This is a genomic window from Acrocarpospora sp. B8E8 (assembly GCF_039871605.1).
Taxonomy (GTDB): domain Bacteria; phylum Actinomycetota; class Actinomycetes; order Streptosporangiales; family Streptosporangiaceae; genus Acrocarpospora; species Acrocarpospora macrocephala.
Window position 1 is genome coordinate 31,930 of sequence record NZ_JBDPLV010000076.1, and the last position, 17,008, is coordinate 48,937.

Genomic DNA, 17,008 nt, shown 5'->3' on the forward strand with positions numbered 1-17,008 from the left:
GGCAACTCGCCGCAGCGGCTGTCCAGATCACGACTTTCTCATTAAAAAAGGGGGCCCATCATGTCGTTCGAACAGATTGCCTGGCTTCCGCTCTGCGCGGGTCTGACCGCAGCCGGGGTGGCGCTGGCCTACGTCGCCTTCCGCCGCCGGGGAGTCTCAGCGGGGCTGCGGATGACCGCCTGGGCGCTGCTGCCGCTCGCCGCCTACCTGACGGGCGCGCTGAAGACGATCTGGAACATCGGCACCGCGCTGGTGAGCTTCGCCACCGGGCTGGTCTTCTCGCCCGCCGTGTGGGCCGGGGTGGCGCTGGCGGGGATCTCGGTGCTGCTGTTCTTCGTGAGCGGCGGGATCCGGGGCCGTACCCTCGCGAAGTTCCGGGCGATGGGCAGGACGGGCAAGCAGGCGCCCGCCGGCGCGACGGGCGCGGAGTCGCCGACCCGGCCGCTGCCGGCCGCGAAGAAGGACGCCCCCAAGCCCGTCGCGAACAAGCCCGCTTCCGACGATTTCTCCGACGTCGAGGACATCCTCAAAAAGCACGGCATCAGCTGAGTACTGTATCCATGGCCGCGCCTCCGGCACGGCGGGCTTGGCCGCGCCTGTGTCTTCCCTCGTCACTCCGGCCGCTTCGCGACCTGCGTTCCTGCGTCCAGACACAGGCGCGGCCAAGCCACAAAATCTCGGATGATGGGATGTTAAGTCACTTGTCAGTACAATGTCACGGTTCCGAGACGTAACCGGAACCGGCCTCTGACATTCTTGACAAGATCGATACGAATGCATTGCGCGTCAATCACAGTTGGGCCACATAGCGCCTACTAGGTCTTGTTTACCCAGTTCAGCCCATAGATTCTGCCTCCGGGACCCGCTCACAACGCGGACCCGCAACATATGGGAGCGACGTTAACGGGCGCAGCCCATAGGACGACGTCGTCTGGAACCCAGGGGGCTCAACGCATGACCGCACCGCTCGACGTCTCCGGAGAGGAGACGAAGGCGACGCCGGAGGCAGTCCTTTCCGGCGTGGGGGGACCCAAAGCGATCCAAGGCCGGTCACTCGGGCAGATCGCGTGGATGCGCCTCAAGAAGGACAAGGTCGCCCTCACCGGCGCGGGTGTCGTCATCTTCCTCGTCGTGGTCGCGATCTTCGCCCCGCTCATCGTGAGCTGGTTCGGCCACCCGCCGAACGAATTCCACCAGGAAATGATCGACACGATGACGATGCGCCCCAAGGGCGGCAGCGGCATCAGCGGGGACTTCCTGTTCGGCGTCGAACCGCAGAACGGCCGCGACCTGTTCAGCCGGGTCGTCTACGGCGCCCGCATCTCCCTGCTCATCGCCTTCTTCGCCACCCTGATCTCGGTGCTCATCGGCACCGTGATGGGGGTCGTGGCCGGCTACTTCGGCGGCTGGGTGGACACCATCATCAGCCGCCTGATGGACATCTTCCTGGCCTTCCCCATCCTGGTCTTCGCGCTCGCCCTGGTCGGCGTGCTCGGCCAGTTCGAGACCCAGCTCGGAGTCAAGGGCGACAGCCTCCGCATCCTGCTCCTGATCTTCGTCATCGGCTTCTTCAACTGGGGTTACATCGCCCGGATCATCCGCGGCCAGACGCTCTCCCTGCGGGAGCGGGAGTTCGTGGACGCGGCCAGGAGCCTGGGCGCGCGCGGGCCGTACATCCTGTTCAGGGAGATCCTGCCGAACCTGATCGCGCCCATCCTGATCTACGCCACCCTGCTGGTCCCCGCGAACGTGCTGTTCGAGGCGGCGCTGTCCTTCCTCGGCGTCGGCATCCAGCCGCCCACCGCGACCTGGGGGGCCATGCTCTCGGCCGCCACCAAGTACTACACCGTCCCGCACTTCATGATCTTCCCCGGCATGGCGATCTTCATCACCGTGCTGGCCTTCAACCTGTTCGGTGACGGTCTGCGCGACGCGCTGGACCCCAAGTCGAGCCGCTGAACCACCCGAGTCTCGTCCCGTTCCCCAGCTCCTACCAACAAGGGGTTTACGTAAATGAAGAAGAGAACACTGGCGGTCGTGGCCTCCGGCGCGGCCTTGGCCTTGGCCTTGTCGGCCTGTGGCGGAGGTGACAGCACGGAGCCCAGCGGAACCGCCGCTCCGGCCGCGTCCGCCTCGGCCGCCGGGGCGACCGGCTTCAACGCCGGCCTGGAAAACGTGGTGAACCCGTCCGACAAGAAGGGTGGCGTGCTGAAGATGGCCGTCACCGAGGACTGGGACTCCGTGGACCCCGGTGACACCTACTACGGCATGTCGTGGAATCTGCTGCGGATCTACGCCCGCCCCCTGGTGACCTACAACCCCGCGCCCGGCGCCAAGGGCCGCGAGCTGGTCCCCGACCTGGCCGAGAGCCTGGGCGTGTCCAGCGACGGCAGCAAGACCTGGACCTACAAGCTGCGGGCCGGGCTGAAGTACGAGGACGGCACGCCGATCACGTCCAAGGACGTGAAGTACGCCGTGCTCCGCCAGCTTGACAAGACCACCTTCGTCAACGGCCCGACGTACTTCAACGACTGGCTGGACCTGCCGAAGGACTTCGAGTCGGTCTACAAGACGCCGGACGTCAACACCGACCAGGCCATCGAGACGCCGGACGACCAGACGATCGTCTTCCACCTCAACAAGGCCTACGCCGGTTTCGACAACTTCGCGGCGCTGCCGGCCACCGTGCCGATCCCGCAGGCCAAGGACACCGGCATCAAGTACCGCGACCACGTGCTCGCGTCCGGGCCGTACAAGTTCGACAAGGTCGAGCCGGGCAAGCAGTACACGCTGATCCGCAACGACCAGTGGGACCCGGCGACCGACCCGATCCGCAAGGCGCTGCCGGACTCCTACGAGATCACCCTGGGCGTCCAGGGCGACGACCTGGACAACCGGATCATCTCCGGCGACCTGCACGTCGACATCGCCGGCAGCGGCGTCCAGCCGGCCGCCATCGCGACCGTTCAGCAGGACCCCGAGCTGAACGCCCGCGCGGACAACCCGATCTCGGCCCGCACCTGGTACGTCTCGATCCTCAACGACAACCCGCCGCTGGACAACATCGAGTGCCGCAAGGCCGTCATCTACGGGGCCGACCGGGTGGGCCTGCAGACCGCCATGGGCGGCCCGCTGGCCGGTGACATCGCCACCTCCCTGATGCCCCCGGGCATCGGCGGCTGGAAGAAGATCGAGACCTTCCCGCTCGGCACCGGCGACGAGGCCAAGGCCAAGGAGGCCCTCACGGCCTGCGGCCAGCCCAACGGCTTCGAGACCACGATGACCTTCCGCTCGGACCGCCCGCGCGAGCAGGCCGTGGCCGAGTCGATGCAGCAGGCGCTCGCCAAGGTCGGCATCAAGCTGACCCTGAAGGGCTTCCCGACCTCGGAGTACTTCACCGCGTACGCCGGCAAGCCCGCCTACACCAAGGCCAACGGGATCGGCCTGGCCACCAACGGCTGGGGCGCGGACTGGAACGACGGCTTCGGCTTCCTGTCCCAGATCATCGACAGCCGCACCATCCGCGAGGCCGGCAACTACAACCTGAGCGTCAAGGACCCGGCCGTGGACGCCCTGGTCGACCAGGCGTTCGCCGAGCTGGACACCGCCAAGCGTGACGCCATCTGGGGTCAGGCGGACGCGAAGGTCATGGAGGGCGCCTACGTCCTCCCGACCGTCTACTCCAAGGGCCTGCTGCTCCGCGGCAAGGGTGTGACGAACCAGTTCATCACCGGCGCCTTCGACATGTACGACTACCTGGCGCTCGGCGTCGAGTAGCCAGCCGCAGGCGGCGAAAAGGGGGTCGGCTCCGACCGAGCCGGCCCCCTCCAGCCGAGGGGGGACAGTGGTCACATACATCATCCGGCGCCTGATCGGCGCCCTGCTCATGCTGGCCGTGGTCAGCATGGTCACCTTCTCGATCTTCTTCGTGGTGCCGAGGCTGGCCGGGGTCACCGCCACCGACTTCGCCAACCGCTACGTCGGGCGGGCCGCCACCCAGGAGACCGTCGTCGCCGTGGCGAACAAGCTCGGCCTCAACGACCCGGTGGTCGTCCAGTACGCCCGGTGGATCAAGGGCATCTTCGTCGGCGCCGAGTACGACTACGGCGCGGGCGTCGAGCACTGCCCCGCCCCCTGCTTCGGCTACTCCTTCGTCACGAAGAACCCGGTCTGGCCGGACCTGGTCGACCGGATGCCGGTGACCCTGTCCCTCGCGGCCGGCGCGTCGGTCATCTGGCTGCTGGCCGGCGTCGCCGTCGGCGTGCTGTCGGCGCTGAAACGCGGGTCCATCTTCGACCGGACGGCGATGGTGATCGCCCTGTCGGGCGTCTCGCTGCCGCCGTTCTTCACCGGCCTGATCGCGCTGTCCCTGTTCAGCTACGGGCTGCGAATAACCGCGCCCGGCGGGGCGTACACGCCGCTGACCGAGAATCCGGCGGAATGGGCCTACAGCCTGATCCTGCCCTGGCTCACCCTCGCCTTCCTCAACGCCGCCGCCTACGCCCGGCTCACCCGGGCCGGCATGCTGGAGACGATGGGGGAGGACTACATCCGCACCGCGCGGGCCAAGGGCCTGCGCGAGTCCACGGTCATCACCAAGCACGGCCTGCGCGCCGCCCTCACCCCGATCGTGACCATCTTCGGCCTGGACGTCGGCATCCTGCTCGGCGGCGCCATCCTCACCGAGAACGTCTTCTCGCTGCCCGGGCTCGGCAAGTACGCCACCCAGGCGATCTCCACCCAGGACCTGCCCAAGATCATGGGCTTCACCATGCTGGCCGCCTTCTTCATCGTGATGGCCAACCTGATCGTGGACCTGCTGTACGCGGTCGTGGACCCGAGGGTGAGGCTGACATGAGCGAGCACTTCCTGGACGTCCGGGACCTGAAGATCCACTTCCCGACCGACGACGGCCTGGTCAGGTCCGTCGACGGGCTCTCCTTCGAGCTGGAGCGGGGCAAGACGCTCGGCATCGTGGGCGAGTCGGGCTCCGGCAAGAGCGTCACCTCGCTCGGCATCCTCGGCCTGCACAAGGGCGGCCGGGCCAGGATCTCCGGCGAGATCTGGCTGGACGGCGAGGAACTGGTCAGCGCGAGCCCCGAGCACGTGCGCAGGCTGCGCGGCAAGAAGATGTCGATGATCTTCCAGGATCCGCTGTCGGCCATGCACCCGTACTTCACGGTCGGCGCCCAGATCATCGAGGCGTACCGGATCCATCACAAGGTCACCAAGAAGGTCGCCCGCAAGCACGCCGTCGACCTGCTCGGCCGGGTCGGCATTCCGCAGCCGGAGCGGCGGGTGGACAGCTACCCGCACGAGTTCTCCGGCGGCATGCGGCAGCGCGCGATGATCGCCATGGCCCTGTCCTGCGACCCCGAGCTGCTCATCGCCGACGAGCCCACCACCGCCCTGGACGTCACCGTGCAGGCCCAGATCCTGGACCTGATGCGCGACCTGCAGCGCGACTTCAACGCCGCGCTCATCATCATCACCCACGACCTGGGCGTGGTGGCCGAGCTCTCCGACGACATCCTCGTCATGTACGGCGGCAAGGCCATCGAGTACGGCTCCGCCGAGGACATCTTCGAGCGGCCCGAGCACCCCTACACCTGGGGTTTGCTGGGCTCCATGCCCCGCCTGGACCGCGAGCCCACCGAGCGGCTGCTGCCGATCAAGGGCTCCCCGCCCTCGCTCATCAACGTCCCGGCCGGGTGCGCGTTCCATCCGCGCTGCGCCTTCGAGGGCCGTACCGGCGGGAAGGCGAACACCGAGGTCCCGGATCTGGTCGAGACCGAGGGCGGCCACCTGGTCCGCTGCCACCTGCCGCGGGAGGAGCGGCGCGCCATCTGGGCGACCGAGATCAAGCCGAACCTGGAGTCCGCATGACCGAACCACTGCTCTCCGTCCAGGGGCTGGAGAAGCACTTCCCGGTCACCAAGGGCCTGCTGCAGCGGCAGGTCGGCGCGGTCAAGGCCGTGGACGGCGTCAGCTTCGACGTGCGCAAGGGGGAGACCCTCGGCCTGGTCGGCGAGTCCGGCTGCGGCAAGACCACGACCGGACGGCTGATCACCCGGCTGATCGAGCCCACCGGCGGCAAGGTGATCTTCGAGGGACACGACATCACCCACATGTCGCAGGGCAAGATCCGCCCGCTCCGCCGCGACATGCAGATGATCTTCCAGGACCCGTACAGCTCGCTCAATCCCCGGCACACGGTCGGGGCGATCGTCGGGGCGCCCTTCAAGATCCAGGGCGTGCACACCGAGCAGGGCGTCAAGAAGGCCGTCCAGGACATCCTCGCCCTGGTCGGCCTCAACCCCGAGCACTACAACCGCTACCCGCACGAGTTCTCCGGCGGCCAGCGGCAGCGCATCGGGATCGCCCGCACGCTCGCGCTCAAGCCCAAGCTCATCATCGCCGACGAGCCGGTCTCCGCGCTGGACGTGTCCATCCAGGCGCAGGTGGTCAACCTGCTGGAGGACCTGCAGAACGAGCTGGACCTCACCTACCTGGTGATCGCGCACGACCTGTCGGTGGTCCGGCACATCAGCGACCGGGTCGCGGTCATGTACCTGGGCAAGATCGTCGAGCTGGCCGACCGCAAGGGCCTGTACGAGTCGCCCATGCACCCGTACACCAACGCCCTGCTGTCGGCGGTCCCCATCCCCGACCCCAAGGGCAAGGCCGGGCGCGAGCGCATCCGCCTGCAGGGCGACGTGCCGTCCCCGCTCAACCCGCCGCCCGCCTGCCGGTTCCACACCCGCTGCTGGAAGGCGCAGGAGATCTGCAAGACCGAGGAGCCGCCGCTGCTGCAGCTGGCCCCCGGCCACCAGGTCGCCTGCCACTTCCCGGAGAACGCCCCGGCCCTCGCCGAACCCGAGGTGGCCGCTCAGACCTGACGCCTCCCGCCCGGCGCGGTCCCGCTCAGCCGGAGCGGGACCGCGCCGTTGAGGCTACGGGGCCTGGTCAGGGAACATCGGACCGGGCCTGGATGGGCAGGCGCAGGACGAACCGCGCGCCGCGGGGGCTGTCTTCGATCGTGAGGGTGCCGCCGTGGGTTTCGGCGATCTGCCTGGCGATGGGCAGGCCGAGCCCGGTTGCCGGGTGACGGTGACCGTGATGGTGGCGTCGGCGTGCCGTTCGGCGTTGTCCAGCAGGTTGTTCAATACCCGGGCCAGGGCGATCGGCTCCCCGTCGAGCACCACGCCGGGAGTGAGCTTGCGGATCACGGCGACCCCGCGCGGGCGCCGATCCAGCTCGCACCGCACCAGGTCGGCCAGGTCGACGGGCTCGCACCGGCCGCGGACACCCGCGTCCAGCCGGGCGATCCGCAACAGGTCGGTGACCAGGTCCTGCATGCGCTGCACGCTGTCCAGCAGCGTGTTGGCGGTCTTCGGCCAGTCGCTCAGCTCCGGGTACATGAGCGCCTCCTCGATCTCCGCTCGCATCGCCGTCAGCGGGCTGCGCAGATCATGGGAGGCGTCCGAGGCGAACCGGAGCTGATGTTCGACCGCGGCCTGGGCCCGGTCCAGGGTCTTGTTCGCGATCTCGGCGAGGTCCCGCAACTCGTCCTGGTACTTCGGCACCGGCACCCGGTGGCCGAGATCGCTCTCGGTGATCTGGGCGAGTTTGCCGCCGATCGCCCGCACCGGCTCCAGGGTCTTGCTCACGGTCCGGTGGGTGCCCACCACGGTCGCCCCGACCAGCAGGAGCCAGCCGGCGGCGAGCGGGAGCAGCAGCTGAGGGCCCACGTACCAGGGGACATCGGAGACGGCCATGTCGAGCCGCCAGACGCCGCTGGCGGTGTGGAAGGGGTACTCGATCACGATCTTGCACTGGCCGGGGAACACGCCGTCGCACTGCCTCGCGGTCGCGAACGCGTCGACATCGGGTTGCAGGTTCGTCATCGGCGGCTGGTGTGCCATGTCCGGGGTGGTGGCAACCAGCGCGCCGGCCGCGTCGAAGACTTGAACCGCCGTACCCGGCCGCCACGGCGGCGGGTGGGGGGATACGCCGTAGTGGCGTATCTCCGCGGCTACGGCCACGGCGTTGGCGACGAGCTGTTCCGTCCTGCGTCCGGTGGCGTCGTCCCGTAGGGCCAGCAGGACGAACACCGCGACGGCGGTGCAGATCAGCGCCATGACGGCGCTGGCCGCCACGGTGAAGCGGGTCCGGATGGACCATTGATGCCACGCGTTCAGGCTGATCACCCCCTCGCGACCAGACGCACGCCCCCCAAACACTCCTTACCGGCCACGGGGAGACCCACGACCAAAAATTGGCAAACGTGCGCGCCCTGTCCGTTCGCGGTGTCTCAGGCGTCGGGGCGGGTCAGCCCCGCATCGGTCGTCAGGGCAGCGCGCCGGGCGTGATCAGGCCGGTCTCGTACGCGAGGACGACCGCCTGCACCCGATCCCGCAGCGCAAGCTTCGTCAGCACATTTCCGACATGCGTCTTGACTGTGGTCTCGCTCACCACCAGCTCGCGGGCGATCTCCGCGTTGGAGAGACCCTTCGCGATCAGCCGCAGGACCTCCAGCTCGCGCTCGGTGAGGCGGTCCAGGCGGGCCGGGGTGGCCTGCTGGTGGGCGGTGGGCAGGTGGGTGGCGAAGCGGTCCAGCAGGCGGCGGGTGACGCTGGGGGCCACGATCGCGTCTCCGGCCGCCACCACCCGGATGGCCTGCAACAGCTCGTCCGGCGGCACGTCCTTCAGCAGGAAGCCGCTCGCGCCCGCCCGCAGCGCCTCCACGATGTACTCGTCGAGGTCGAAGGTGGTCAGCACCAGCACCCGGGGCACGTGCGCGCTCGGCGCCGCCTCCCTGACGATGCGGCGGGTCGCCTCGATCCCGTCCATGCCCGGCATCCGGATGTCCATCAGGACCACGTCCGGCAGCAGCGCGCGGGCCTGGTCCATCGCGGTGGAACCGTCGCCCGCCTCGCCGACCACGGTGACGTCCTGCTCCGCCTCCAGAATGAAGCGGAACCCCGTGCGCAGCAGCGGCTGGTCGTCCACCAGCAGCACCCTGATCGTCATCGTCTGTCCTTGAGGGGGAACCGGGCGCGGACCTCGAACCCGCCCCCCTGGCGCGGGCCAATCCGCAGGACTCCACCATAGAGGGCGACACGCTCCTTGATGCCCACCAAACCATGCCCTTTCCCCTGACCCGGTCCATGACTCCGCTCCGGGATCGTGCCTCTCCCGGGCTGGCGCTGGTCGAAACCGGGTCCGCGGCCGTCGTCCTCGACGTGCACGGTGAGCTCGCTGGGCTCCTGCCGTACGGTCACCCAGGCCCTGGCCGTGGGCCCCGCGTGCCTGAGGCTGTTGGTGAGCGCCTCCTGGACCAGGCGGTAGGCGGCCAGGTCGATGCCCGGCGGCAGGTCGAGCTGCTCGCCCTCCAGCCAGAGCTGGGTGCGCAGCCCGGCCTCGCGCATCTGCTCCACCAGGGACGGGAGATCGTGCATGCCCGGCTGCGGGCCGCGCTCGGCCGGGCCGTCGGTGCGCAGCACGCCGACGATGTTGCGCATCTCCGCCATCGCGGTGCGGCCCATCTGCTCGATCGCCAGCAGCGCGTCCTCGGCCACCTGGAGGTCCTTGTCGAGCATCTTGCGCGCCGCGGCGGCCTGCACCGTCATCACGCTGACATGATGGGCGACCACGTCGTGCAGCTCCCGCGCGATCCTGGACCGCTCCTCCGCCCGCGCCGCCCGGGTGTCGGCCTCCCTGGCCCGCTCCAGCCGGTCCGCCCGATCCACCAGCTCGTCCAGGTACGCCCGGCGCAGCCGCACGCTCCGCCCGAGCACCCAGCACAGCGTGACCACGGCCACCACCACGACATGGTCGGCCCAGCCGAACCGGTCGTCGGTGAGCGCCACCGTGAGCAGGTAGCCGAGCAGCGTGTACACCGCGCCGACCACGCTCAGCGCGAGCCCCCGGTAGGCGGCCACCGTGTAGAGCAGGATGGCCGCCGCCAGGCTGGCCAGCCCCGCGTTGAAACGCAGCATGTCCAGCGCGAACTGCGGCACGGCCACGGCCAGCAGCAACACGAACGGCCAGCGCCGCCGCAGCACCACCGACATCGTCATCACCCCGGCCAGCAGCAGGCTGCCCGTGTTCGGCTCGCGGATCGGGACCGGCGCGAACCCGTCCCACTCCGCGATCATCTCGGCGTCGGTGATCAGGATGAAAACGGTGGACGCCACCGTCAGCGAGACCGCGAGCACTGAGTCCCCGATCAGGGGAAAAGCCCGGAGCCAGGACCGCAAGCTGCTACGCACCCAACAAATTTAGGCCGCTCCCCACCCCTCCTGCCTCATCCCCACGAATGATGCGCCCCCTCACGCCCGTCCCGTCCGGGTGGTGTCGGGGGGCGAGGCGCCTTTGATTCCGGTGTCTTCGAGATCGCACGAATGATGCGCGGACTCACGCCAGTCCCGTTCCGGGTGGTGTCTCGGGACGAGGCGCCTTTGATCCCGGTGCCTTCGAGATCCCGCGATGATGCGCGCACCCACCCCAGTCCGTTCCGGGCCGTGTTGCGGGGCGAGGCGCCTTTGATACCGGTGTCTTCGAGATCCCGCGATGATGCGCGGACTCACGCCCGTCCCGTACCGGGTGGTGTCTCGGGGCGAGGTCGCTTTTGATGCCAGGGTCTTCGCGGCGAGATCCCGCGAACGATGCGCGCACCCACCCCGCGCCATTTCGGGCGGTTTCTTCGGGCGGGGGTGTTTGGGTCCGGTGTCTTCGGGTGGGGGCGTCAGAGTTCGTCGGTGGCGGCTCTGCGGGGGAGGCGGCGGGATGGGCGGGGTTCCCGGTCGGGGACCGGGGGCGGGGTGCCGCCGAACTCTGGGCAGAGGGCTTGGTGGTCGCACCAGTCGCAGAGCCGGGAGCGGCGGGCTCGCCAGTCGCGGGTGCGCAGCGAGCGGTCGATGGCCTCCCAGAGGGCCTGGACCTTGCGCTCGGTCGCCCGCAGGTCGGCTTCGTCGGGCAGGTACCGCAGCACCTCGCCGTTGCCCAGATACATCAGCTGGAGCATGCGCGGCACGCTGCCCTGCTGCCGCCACAACACCAGCGCGTAGAACTTCATCTGGAACAGCGCTTTGGCCTCGAAGTCGGGCCCCGGCGCGCTCCCCGTCTTGTAGTCGACCACCCGCACCTCGCCGGTGGGCGCCACGTCAAGCCGATCGATATACCCGCGCAGCATCAGCCCGCTGTCCAGCACGGCCTCCACGTAGAGCTCCCGCTCGGCCGGTTCGAGCCGCCGCGGATCCTCCAGCGTGAAATACCGCCCGAGCATCGCCCGCGCCTGCTCCAGCCACCCGTCCCGCTCGCCGTCGTCGGCGAACAGCGCGCCATACTCCGGCTCCTCGGCCAGCAGCCGCCGCCACTGCGGTTCCAGCAACTCCTGCGCCGCCACGACCGTCCGCCCCTCGGCGGGCAGGTCGTACAGCCGCTCCAGCACGGCGTGCACCAGCGTCCCCCGCACGGCCGCCGCCGACGGCTTCTCCGGCAGCTGATCTATCACCCTGAACCTGTAAAGCAGCGGGCATGTCATGAAATCGCCGGCACGAGAGGGGGAAAGCGCCCCGATGATCGCGCGCTCCTCGGTCAGGGTCATGGCCAGACTGTAGGCCACTACACCGACAGAATCCGCCGACCGCACCGCCGACGCGGCCGTCGCGCGGGCGGCCGGGTGATGATGTTCGAGTCGCGGGCTTGATTTGGCGGCTTCGGGCCGGATGTTCTGGTGGCGGTCATGATTCAGGGGCGTCGCATCTCGGCTGGCGGCGCGTAGGATCGACGCCAAGGAAGGGGAATACCACCACTGTCAACGACCCTCTCCTGAAGGAGAGGGCTTGAGGTGCAGCGATGCGCCTTGAAGCCCCGCGTTGACCAGCCCAAGTCGATCATCTTGAAGGAGGTGCATTCGATTGACTACGTTTCACGTAAGTGAGCAGACCCACCGGCAGGTGCTTCCTCAGCCTGCCGCTCTGGAATCCGCTAGAGCAGACAACCCCGAGGGTGGGGACGAAACGGCTTACGGGCTCCCGGCATTGCCGGGCACTGGCGTGGAACATGGGCGAGGGGAGATCGGAGCTGACGGCACCCGTCTGCTCCGGCGTCACCCCGAGGGTGCTTCCGCGCCCGAGGGAGCGAACCGTGAGGTTCACCCGGTCGTGTTCGTTCTGGACAAGCACGGCCAACCGCTTGACCCGTGCCACCCGGCCCGCGCCCGCCGCTTGCTGGCGTCCGGTCGGGCCGTGATTCACCGGCATACCCCGTTCGTCCTCCGGCTGCGCGACCGCGCCGCCGCCGACTCCACACTCCAGGGCGTTGAGGTCGGCATTGACCCCGGCTCCAAGCACACCGGCCTCGCCGTGTTCACCGAGCGCGGCGGGAGTCGTACCGGCATGTACTCGCTCCAACTTGATCATCGGGGCGGGCAGATCCGCGACAAGCTCACCTCGCGGGCCGCGCTGCGCCGGGTTCGCCGTTCCCGCGACCTACGCTACCGCGCGCCCCGGTTCTCCAACCGCACCAAGCCGAAGGGGTGGCTCGCGCCGTCTCTGCGTCACCGCGTGGACGGCACAATGTCCTGGGTGTCGCGGCTGACCCGCTGGGCACCCGTCACCGCCGTCCATGAGAGCGGGTCTCCTTCGACACCCACACCCTCGCGGCGGGCAAGTCACTGGAAGGAGTGGAGTATCAGCAGGGCACCCTGGCCGGATACGAGGTCCGGGAGTATCTGCTGGCCAAGTGGGGGCGTACGTGCGCGTACTGCGGTAGGACGGGTGTGCCGTTGAACATCGATCACATCCATCCGCGCAGCCGGGGCGGCTCGGACCGGGTCAGCAACCTCGTCCTGGCGTGCATCCCCTGCAACCAAAGTAAGAATGCGACGCCGATCGAGGAGTTCCTCAAGGCCAAGCCTGCGCTCCTGGCGAAGATTCTCCGGCAGGCGAAGGCGCCGTTGCGGGATGCGGCGGCCGTCAACGCGACCAGGTGGGCATTGTGGCGGGCGCTGACCGCCACCAGTCTGCCCGTGACCACCAGCTCGGGCGGTCGTACGAAATGGAACCGGTCCCGCACCAGTGCGGCGAAGTCGCACACCTTGGACGCGCTGCACGTCGGTCGCCTCGACGCGGTAACCGGCTGGCCGTCCATCGTCTTGGTGGCGAAGGCGACCGGGCGTGGCACCTATTGCCGGACCCGGACCGACAAGTACGGGTTCCCCCGGCTGCAGCTGCCCCGAATCAAGACCGTGCGCGGCTTCCAGACCGGAGACCTGGTCCGGGCGAACGTCCCGACAGGCACGAAGGCTGGGGTTCACACCGGTCGTGTCGCGATCCGCACCACCGGAAGCTTCAACATCACAACCCGGCACGGCACCGTGCAGGGCATCGGCCACCGCCATGTACGTCTGCTCCAGAGAGCGGACGGCTACGGCTACGCAACCCATTCAGAAACGCGGGTCCGTGTCGCGTTTCCTCCCCCGCCTGAAGGCGGGGGTATCCACTCTGGAGGCCCTTGATGAGCACACCATCTCCGGGGCTGCGCATGGGGCGGCCGTTCGGCATCCCGGTGTACGTGTCGCCGACGTGGCTGATCGTCGCCGCGTTCATCACGATCAGCTTCAAGCCGCAGGTGGGTGATCGGCTGCCGGAGTTCTCCGACCTCGCGCAGTATGGCATCGCGCTGATGTTCGCCGTGCTGCTTTATGTGTCGGTGCTGCTGCACGAACTCGCGCACTGCGTGGTCGCCAAGGCTTACGGCCTGCCGGTCAAACGGATCACGCTCTACCTGCTGGGCGGCGTCTCCGAGATCGAGAAGGAGCCGGACACCCCCGGCAAGGAGTTCCTCGTCTCGTTCGCGGGGCCGATGGCCTCGCTTGGCCTGGCCGGGGTGTTCTTCCTGGCCGACCGCGTGATGGACGGCAACTCGGTGGCCGGCGTCCTGGTCTTCATGCTGTGGTTTTCGAACCTGATCGTCGGCATCTTCAACCTGCTGCCCGGCCTGCCCCTGGACGGCGGCAGGATGCTCCGCGCGGGCGTCTGGAAGGCCACCAGCAGCCCCAACTCCGGCACGGTCGCCGCCGCCTGGGTGGGCCGCGTGCTGGCCGTGGCGCTGGTGCTGTCCCAGCTGATCCTGCCCCTGATGGCCGGGCAGGAGCCGGACTTCACCACGGTGCTCTGGTCAATGGTGCTGGCCTCCTTCATCTGGATCGGAGCCTCCCAGTCGCTGCGCGTGGCCAAGGTGCGCTCCCGGCTGCCCCAGGTCCGGGCCAGAACCCTGGCCCGCCGCGCGCTCCCGGTCACCGCTGAGGTCCCCCTGGCGGAGGCCCTGCGCCGCGCGCGCGAGACCGGCGCCGGCGCGATCGTGGTGGTCGACCACGAGGGACGGCCGACCGCGATCGTGAACGAGGCCGCCGTCAACGCCACCCCCGAGCAGCGCCGCCCGTGGGTCACCGCGGGCGCTGTCGCGCGTAGCCTGGAACCGGCGTTAGTGTTGGGCGCCGACCTGGAGGGCGAACCGCTCATCGACGCCATGCGCGGCAACCCGGCGGGGGAGTACCTGCTGGTCGAGCGCGGCGGCGAGATCTACGGCGTCCTCGTCACCGCCGACGTCAACAAGGTCTTCACCGGGGTATGAACTCCGGCGCGACAACAGGGGCCTCACCGAGGCACGCGCTTTGGGCGCGCCAACGAGTGGAGGCGGGAGCGGACGCGGGTTGGTCTGGTCCCGAGCTTCGCCGGGGCATGAGCTTGGGGCGCGCCGAAGAGCGTTTTGCTGAGGGTATGAGCTCGTGGCGTCACAAGCAGGGCTTCAGCGAGGGGTTTGGAGCTTCGGGCGCGACGCCAAAGGCTTTGCCTCGGATACGAGCTTCGGGCGTGACGACAAAGGCTTCACCGAGGTACGCGCTTTGGGCGTGCCAACAGGTGGAGGCGGGAGCGGACGCGAGTTGGTCCGATCCCGAGTTTCGCCGGGGCACGGGCTTGGGGCGCGCCGAAGATCGTTTCACCCAGCAGGGTATGAGCTCGTGGCGTCACAACCAGGGCTTGAGCGGGGGGTATGGAGTTCCGGGTGCGACGCCAAAGGCTTTGCCTCGGGTACGAGTTTCGGGCGCGACCGCAAGGGGCGTCACCGGGGTGCGGGCTCGTGGCGCGATATGGGCTCGTTGTGGATGCGGACGCGAGGTGACCGGTAGGTGACGCGGGCTGGCGTGGTGATGGGTGTGGTGGCATGCCGAACCCATTTGTCCCACTCGTCTTACTGGCGTTCCGCCACTAGTGTTCTGGTCAGCTGATCAGGAGTGTTCTATTTGCCACGTTTGAGGACTCGTCGACGCGGCGTGATGTCGGCGCCGCCGGACAGGTGGCGCGTGCGGGGAGGGAGAGGTCTGTGACGGATCAGGGCGCGGGGGTTGTCCGTCCGCTTCCGGGTGAAGGCGTGGTGGCCCACTTCAATGGGTTGCTGCTGGTCTGCGGTCCCGCGGGCCCGGTGGTGGAGGAGTTGCTCGACGCGCTGCGGGAGACTGCGGGCACGGGGGGTGACGGGCGGGTGCTGGCCCGCCGGGTGGCCCAGGTGCTGGCCCGTTCCATGAACGGCGATCCGATCGCCTGCGCGGTGGCCGGTTCCGCCGGTGGCGGGGTGGCGGTCCTGGTGTGCGGGGCGGCCATGGCGTCCGTGCTCGGCGGTCCGGACGGCGACGTGATGTTGTCGGGCCAGGATTCGCTGACGTGGACCGATCGGCTGGTCAACGGGCCGGTGACCAAGGTGGAGCTCCGCCTGCCGGGTTCTGGGGCGTCGAGCCCGTATGCGCGCTTGGACGGTGGCGTGGTGGCGGGCGCGGGGGTGGAGATCGACTTCACTTCGCCGGGTCACACCGTGCATCGGCCGGTGCCGCCTGGTCCTGGTCCTGGTCATCCGTACCCGCCGCAGCCCTCGCAGTCCGGACCGGCCCAGTCGATCCTGCCGCATGAGCCGATCGCGCCCCGCGAGCCCGTCGTGCCCCCGTATGGGGGGCCGCCGATGCCGCCGCCGATGCCTCCGGGGCCGCCGCCCATGCCTCCCGGTCCGCCGCCGATGCCGCCGAGCCCGCCCCCGATGCCGCCGGGTCCGCCCGGGCAGCCCGGTCCGCTTGGGCATCCGTCCGGGCCGCAGCCGCATCCCCTGCCGCCACCTCCGCCGATGCCGCAGCCGATGCCCCAGGGCAATCCGCCGATGCCGCCGCCCATGCCGACCGGTCCGCAGCCCTCCCCCATGGAGGAGCCGATGCCGGTGGCGACCCGGGACGAGAGTCACCGGCAGGCCAACGGGCACCAGGCCGGGTCGGTCACCCGGACCGGGGACGTGAGCGAGAGCACCCAGCTGGACGCCACGCCGGACCGTGAGGCCGGGCCGATGGTGCACGGGGTGGATTGCAAGAACGATCACTTCAACGATCCGCGGGTGCCGTACTGCGCGGTGTGCGGGGTGCCTTTGGTGCAGAGCACGCTGGTGCCGTACAAGGGGACCAGGCCCGCGCTCGGGGTGTTGCTGCTTGATGACGGGCTCGCGTTGCGGCTGGACTCCGACTACATTCTCGGCCGGGATCCGGAACGCGCGTCCGAGGTTCAGGCGGGACAGGCTCGCCCGGCCAGGGTCACCAGCCCCGACGGCTCCGTCTCCCGCCGCCACCTCCGCGTGGCCCTGGAGGGCTGGGACGTCACCCTGGTCGACCTCGGCTCCGTCAACGGCACCCAAATCCAACCCCCGGGCGACCCCAACTACTACGACATCCCCCCCAACGAGCCGGTCCCCATCGTCCCCGGCACCACCGTCCGCATCGGTGTGTCCAGAACGATGCGTTTCGAGGGCCACCGAGAAGCCTGAGTGGTACGTGGGGATTGCCTGGCCTGGTTCTCCCCACCCACCAAGCCCTTTCGTTTCCCTCGGGCTCCGCCCGACCCCGTCATCGCCATGGTCGCTCGAATGAAGCGGTGGCTTGATCCACGTGGCTTTCCCACCCACCCAC

Annotated in this window: 14 protein-coding genes; 10 read left to right on the plus strand and 4 right to left on the minus strand. The window is 69.1% G+C overall.

Annotated features, from left to right (window positions below):
- The first annotated feature begins 60 nt into the window (after window positions 1-60).
- The 6 genes from ABGB08_RS44900 to ABGB08_RS44925 all read left to right on the plus strand — a co-directional run bounded on the left by ABGB08_RS44900 (window position 61) and on the right by ABGB08_RS44925 (window position 6,899).
- Complete coding sequence (locus ABGB08_RS44900) at window positions 61-549, plus strand: cellulose synthase (protein WP_347603759.1); 489 nt, start codon at window positions 61-63, stop codon at window positions 547-549.
- Between the two features lie 405 nt (window positions 550-954).
- A complete protein-coding gene (locus tag ABGB08_RS44905) occupies window positions 955-1,959 on the plus strand; it encodes an ABC transporter permease (protein ID WP_347603761.1) in 1,005 nt (334 codons plus the stop codon).
- Window positions 1,960-2,013: 54 nt separating this feature from the next.
- Window positions 2,014-3,777 carry an ABC transporter substrate-binding protein gene (locus tag ABGB08_RS44910; protein WP_155360114.1) on the plus strand — a complete coding sequence of 588 codons (1,764 nt, stop codon included), beginning with the start codon at window positions 2,014-2,016 and terminating at the stop codon, window positions 3,775-3,777.
- A 67-nt stretch (window positions 3,778-3,844) separates the two neighbouring features.
- A complete protein-coding gene (locus ABGB08_RS44915) occupies window positions 3,845-4,858 on the plus strand; it encodes an ABC transporter permease (protein ID WP_347603763.1) in 1,014 nt (337 codons plus the stop codon).
- Window positions 4,855-5,886 (plus strand): ABC transporter ATP-binding protein, encoded by a 1,032-nt coding sequence (locus ABGB08_RS44920; RefSeq protein ID WP_347603765.1) that lies wholly within the window; start codon window positions 4,855-4,857, stop codon window positions 5,884-5,886. The genes ABGB08_RS44915 and ABGB08_RS44920 overlap by 4 nt, the downstream gene beginning before the upstream one ends.
- On the plus strand, window positions 5,883-6,899 hold the full coding sequence (locus ABGB08_RS44925) for a dipeptide ABC transporter ATP-binding protein (RefSeq protein ID WP_155360111.1): 1,017 nt from the start codon (window positions 5,883-5,885) through the stop codon (window positions 6,897-6,899). The genes ABGB08_RS44920 and ABGB08_RS44925 overlap by 4 nt, the downstream gene beginning before the upstream one ends.
- A gap of 54 nt (window positions 6,900-6,953) precedes the next feature.
- On the opposite strand, the gene ABGB08_RS44930 is transcribed toward ABGB08_RS44925, so the two are convergent.
- From ABGB08_RS44930 to ABGB08_RS44945, 4 genes are all read right to left on the minus strand, one after another.
- Entirely contained in the window at window positions 6,954-8,210 is a 1,257-nt protein-coding gene (locus ABGB08_RS44930; protein ID WP_347603768.1) for a HAMP domain-containing sensor histidine kinase, read from the minus strand.
- 139 nt (window positions 8,211-8,349) lie between these two features.
- On the minus strand, window positions 8,350-9,033 hold the full coding sequence (locus ABGB08_RS44935) for a response regulator transcription factor (protein WP_155350719.1): 684 nt from the start codon (window positions 9,031-9,033) through the stop codon (window positions 8,350-8,352).
- Entirely contained in the window at window positions 9,030-10,274 is a 1,245-nt protein-coding gene (locus ABGB08_RS44940; RefSeq protein ID WP_347603770.1) for a sensor histidine kinase, read from the minus strand. Before ABGB08_RS44940 ends, ABGB08_RS44935 begins: the two co-directional genes overlap by 4 nt.
- A 476-nt stretch (window positions 10,275-10,750) precedes the next feature.
- Window positions 10,751-11,611 carry a PD-(D/E)XK nuclease family protein gene (locus ABGB08_RS44945; RefSeq protein WP_347603772.1) on the minus strand — a complete coding sequence of 287 codons (861 nt, stop codon included), beginning with the start codon at window positions 11,609-11,611 and terminating at the stop codon, window positions 10,751-10,753.
- A gap of 559 nt (window positions 11,612-12,170) precedes the next feature.
- Here ABGB08_RS44945 and iscB (ABGB08_RS44950) point away from each other — a divergent pair.
- The 4 genes from iscB (ABGB08_RS44950) (at window position 12,171) to ABGB08_RS44965 (ending at window position 16,866) form a co-directional block, all read left to right on the plus strand.
- A complete protein-coding gene (gene iscB / locus ABGB08_RS44950; protein ID WP_347603774.1) occupies window positions 12,171-12,797 on the plus strand; it encodes an RNA-guided endonuclease IscB in 627 nt (208 codons plus the stop codon).
- Complete coding sequence (gene iscB / locus ABGB08_RS44955; RefSeq protein ID WP_347603776.1) at window positions 12,692-13,525, plus strand: RNA-guided endonuclease IscB; 834 nt, start codon at window positions 12,692-12,694, stop codon at window positions 13,523-13,525. Before iscB (ABGB08_RS44950) ends, iscB (ABGB08_RS44955) begins: the two co-directional genes overlap by 106 nt.
- Window positions 13,525-14,643: a site-2 protease family protein gene (locus ABGB08_RS44960; RefSeq protein WP_347603778.1), complete on the plus strand. Its 1,119-nt coding sequence runs from the start codon at window positions 13,525-13,527 to the stop codon at window positions 14,641-14,643. The genes iscB (ABGB08_RS44955) and ABGB08_RS44960 overlap by 1 nt, the downstream gene beginning before the upstream one ends.
- Window positions 14,644-15,393: 750 nt before the next feature.
- Window positions 15,394-16,866, plus strand: a complete 1,473-nt coding sequence (locus ABGB08_RS44965; RefSeq protein ID WP_347603780.1) for an FHA domain-containing protein — start codon at window positions 15,394-15,396, stop codon at window positions 16,864-16,866.
- Window positions 16,867-17,008 lie beyond the last annotated feature (142 nt).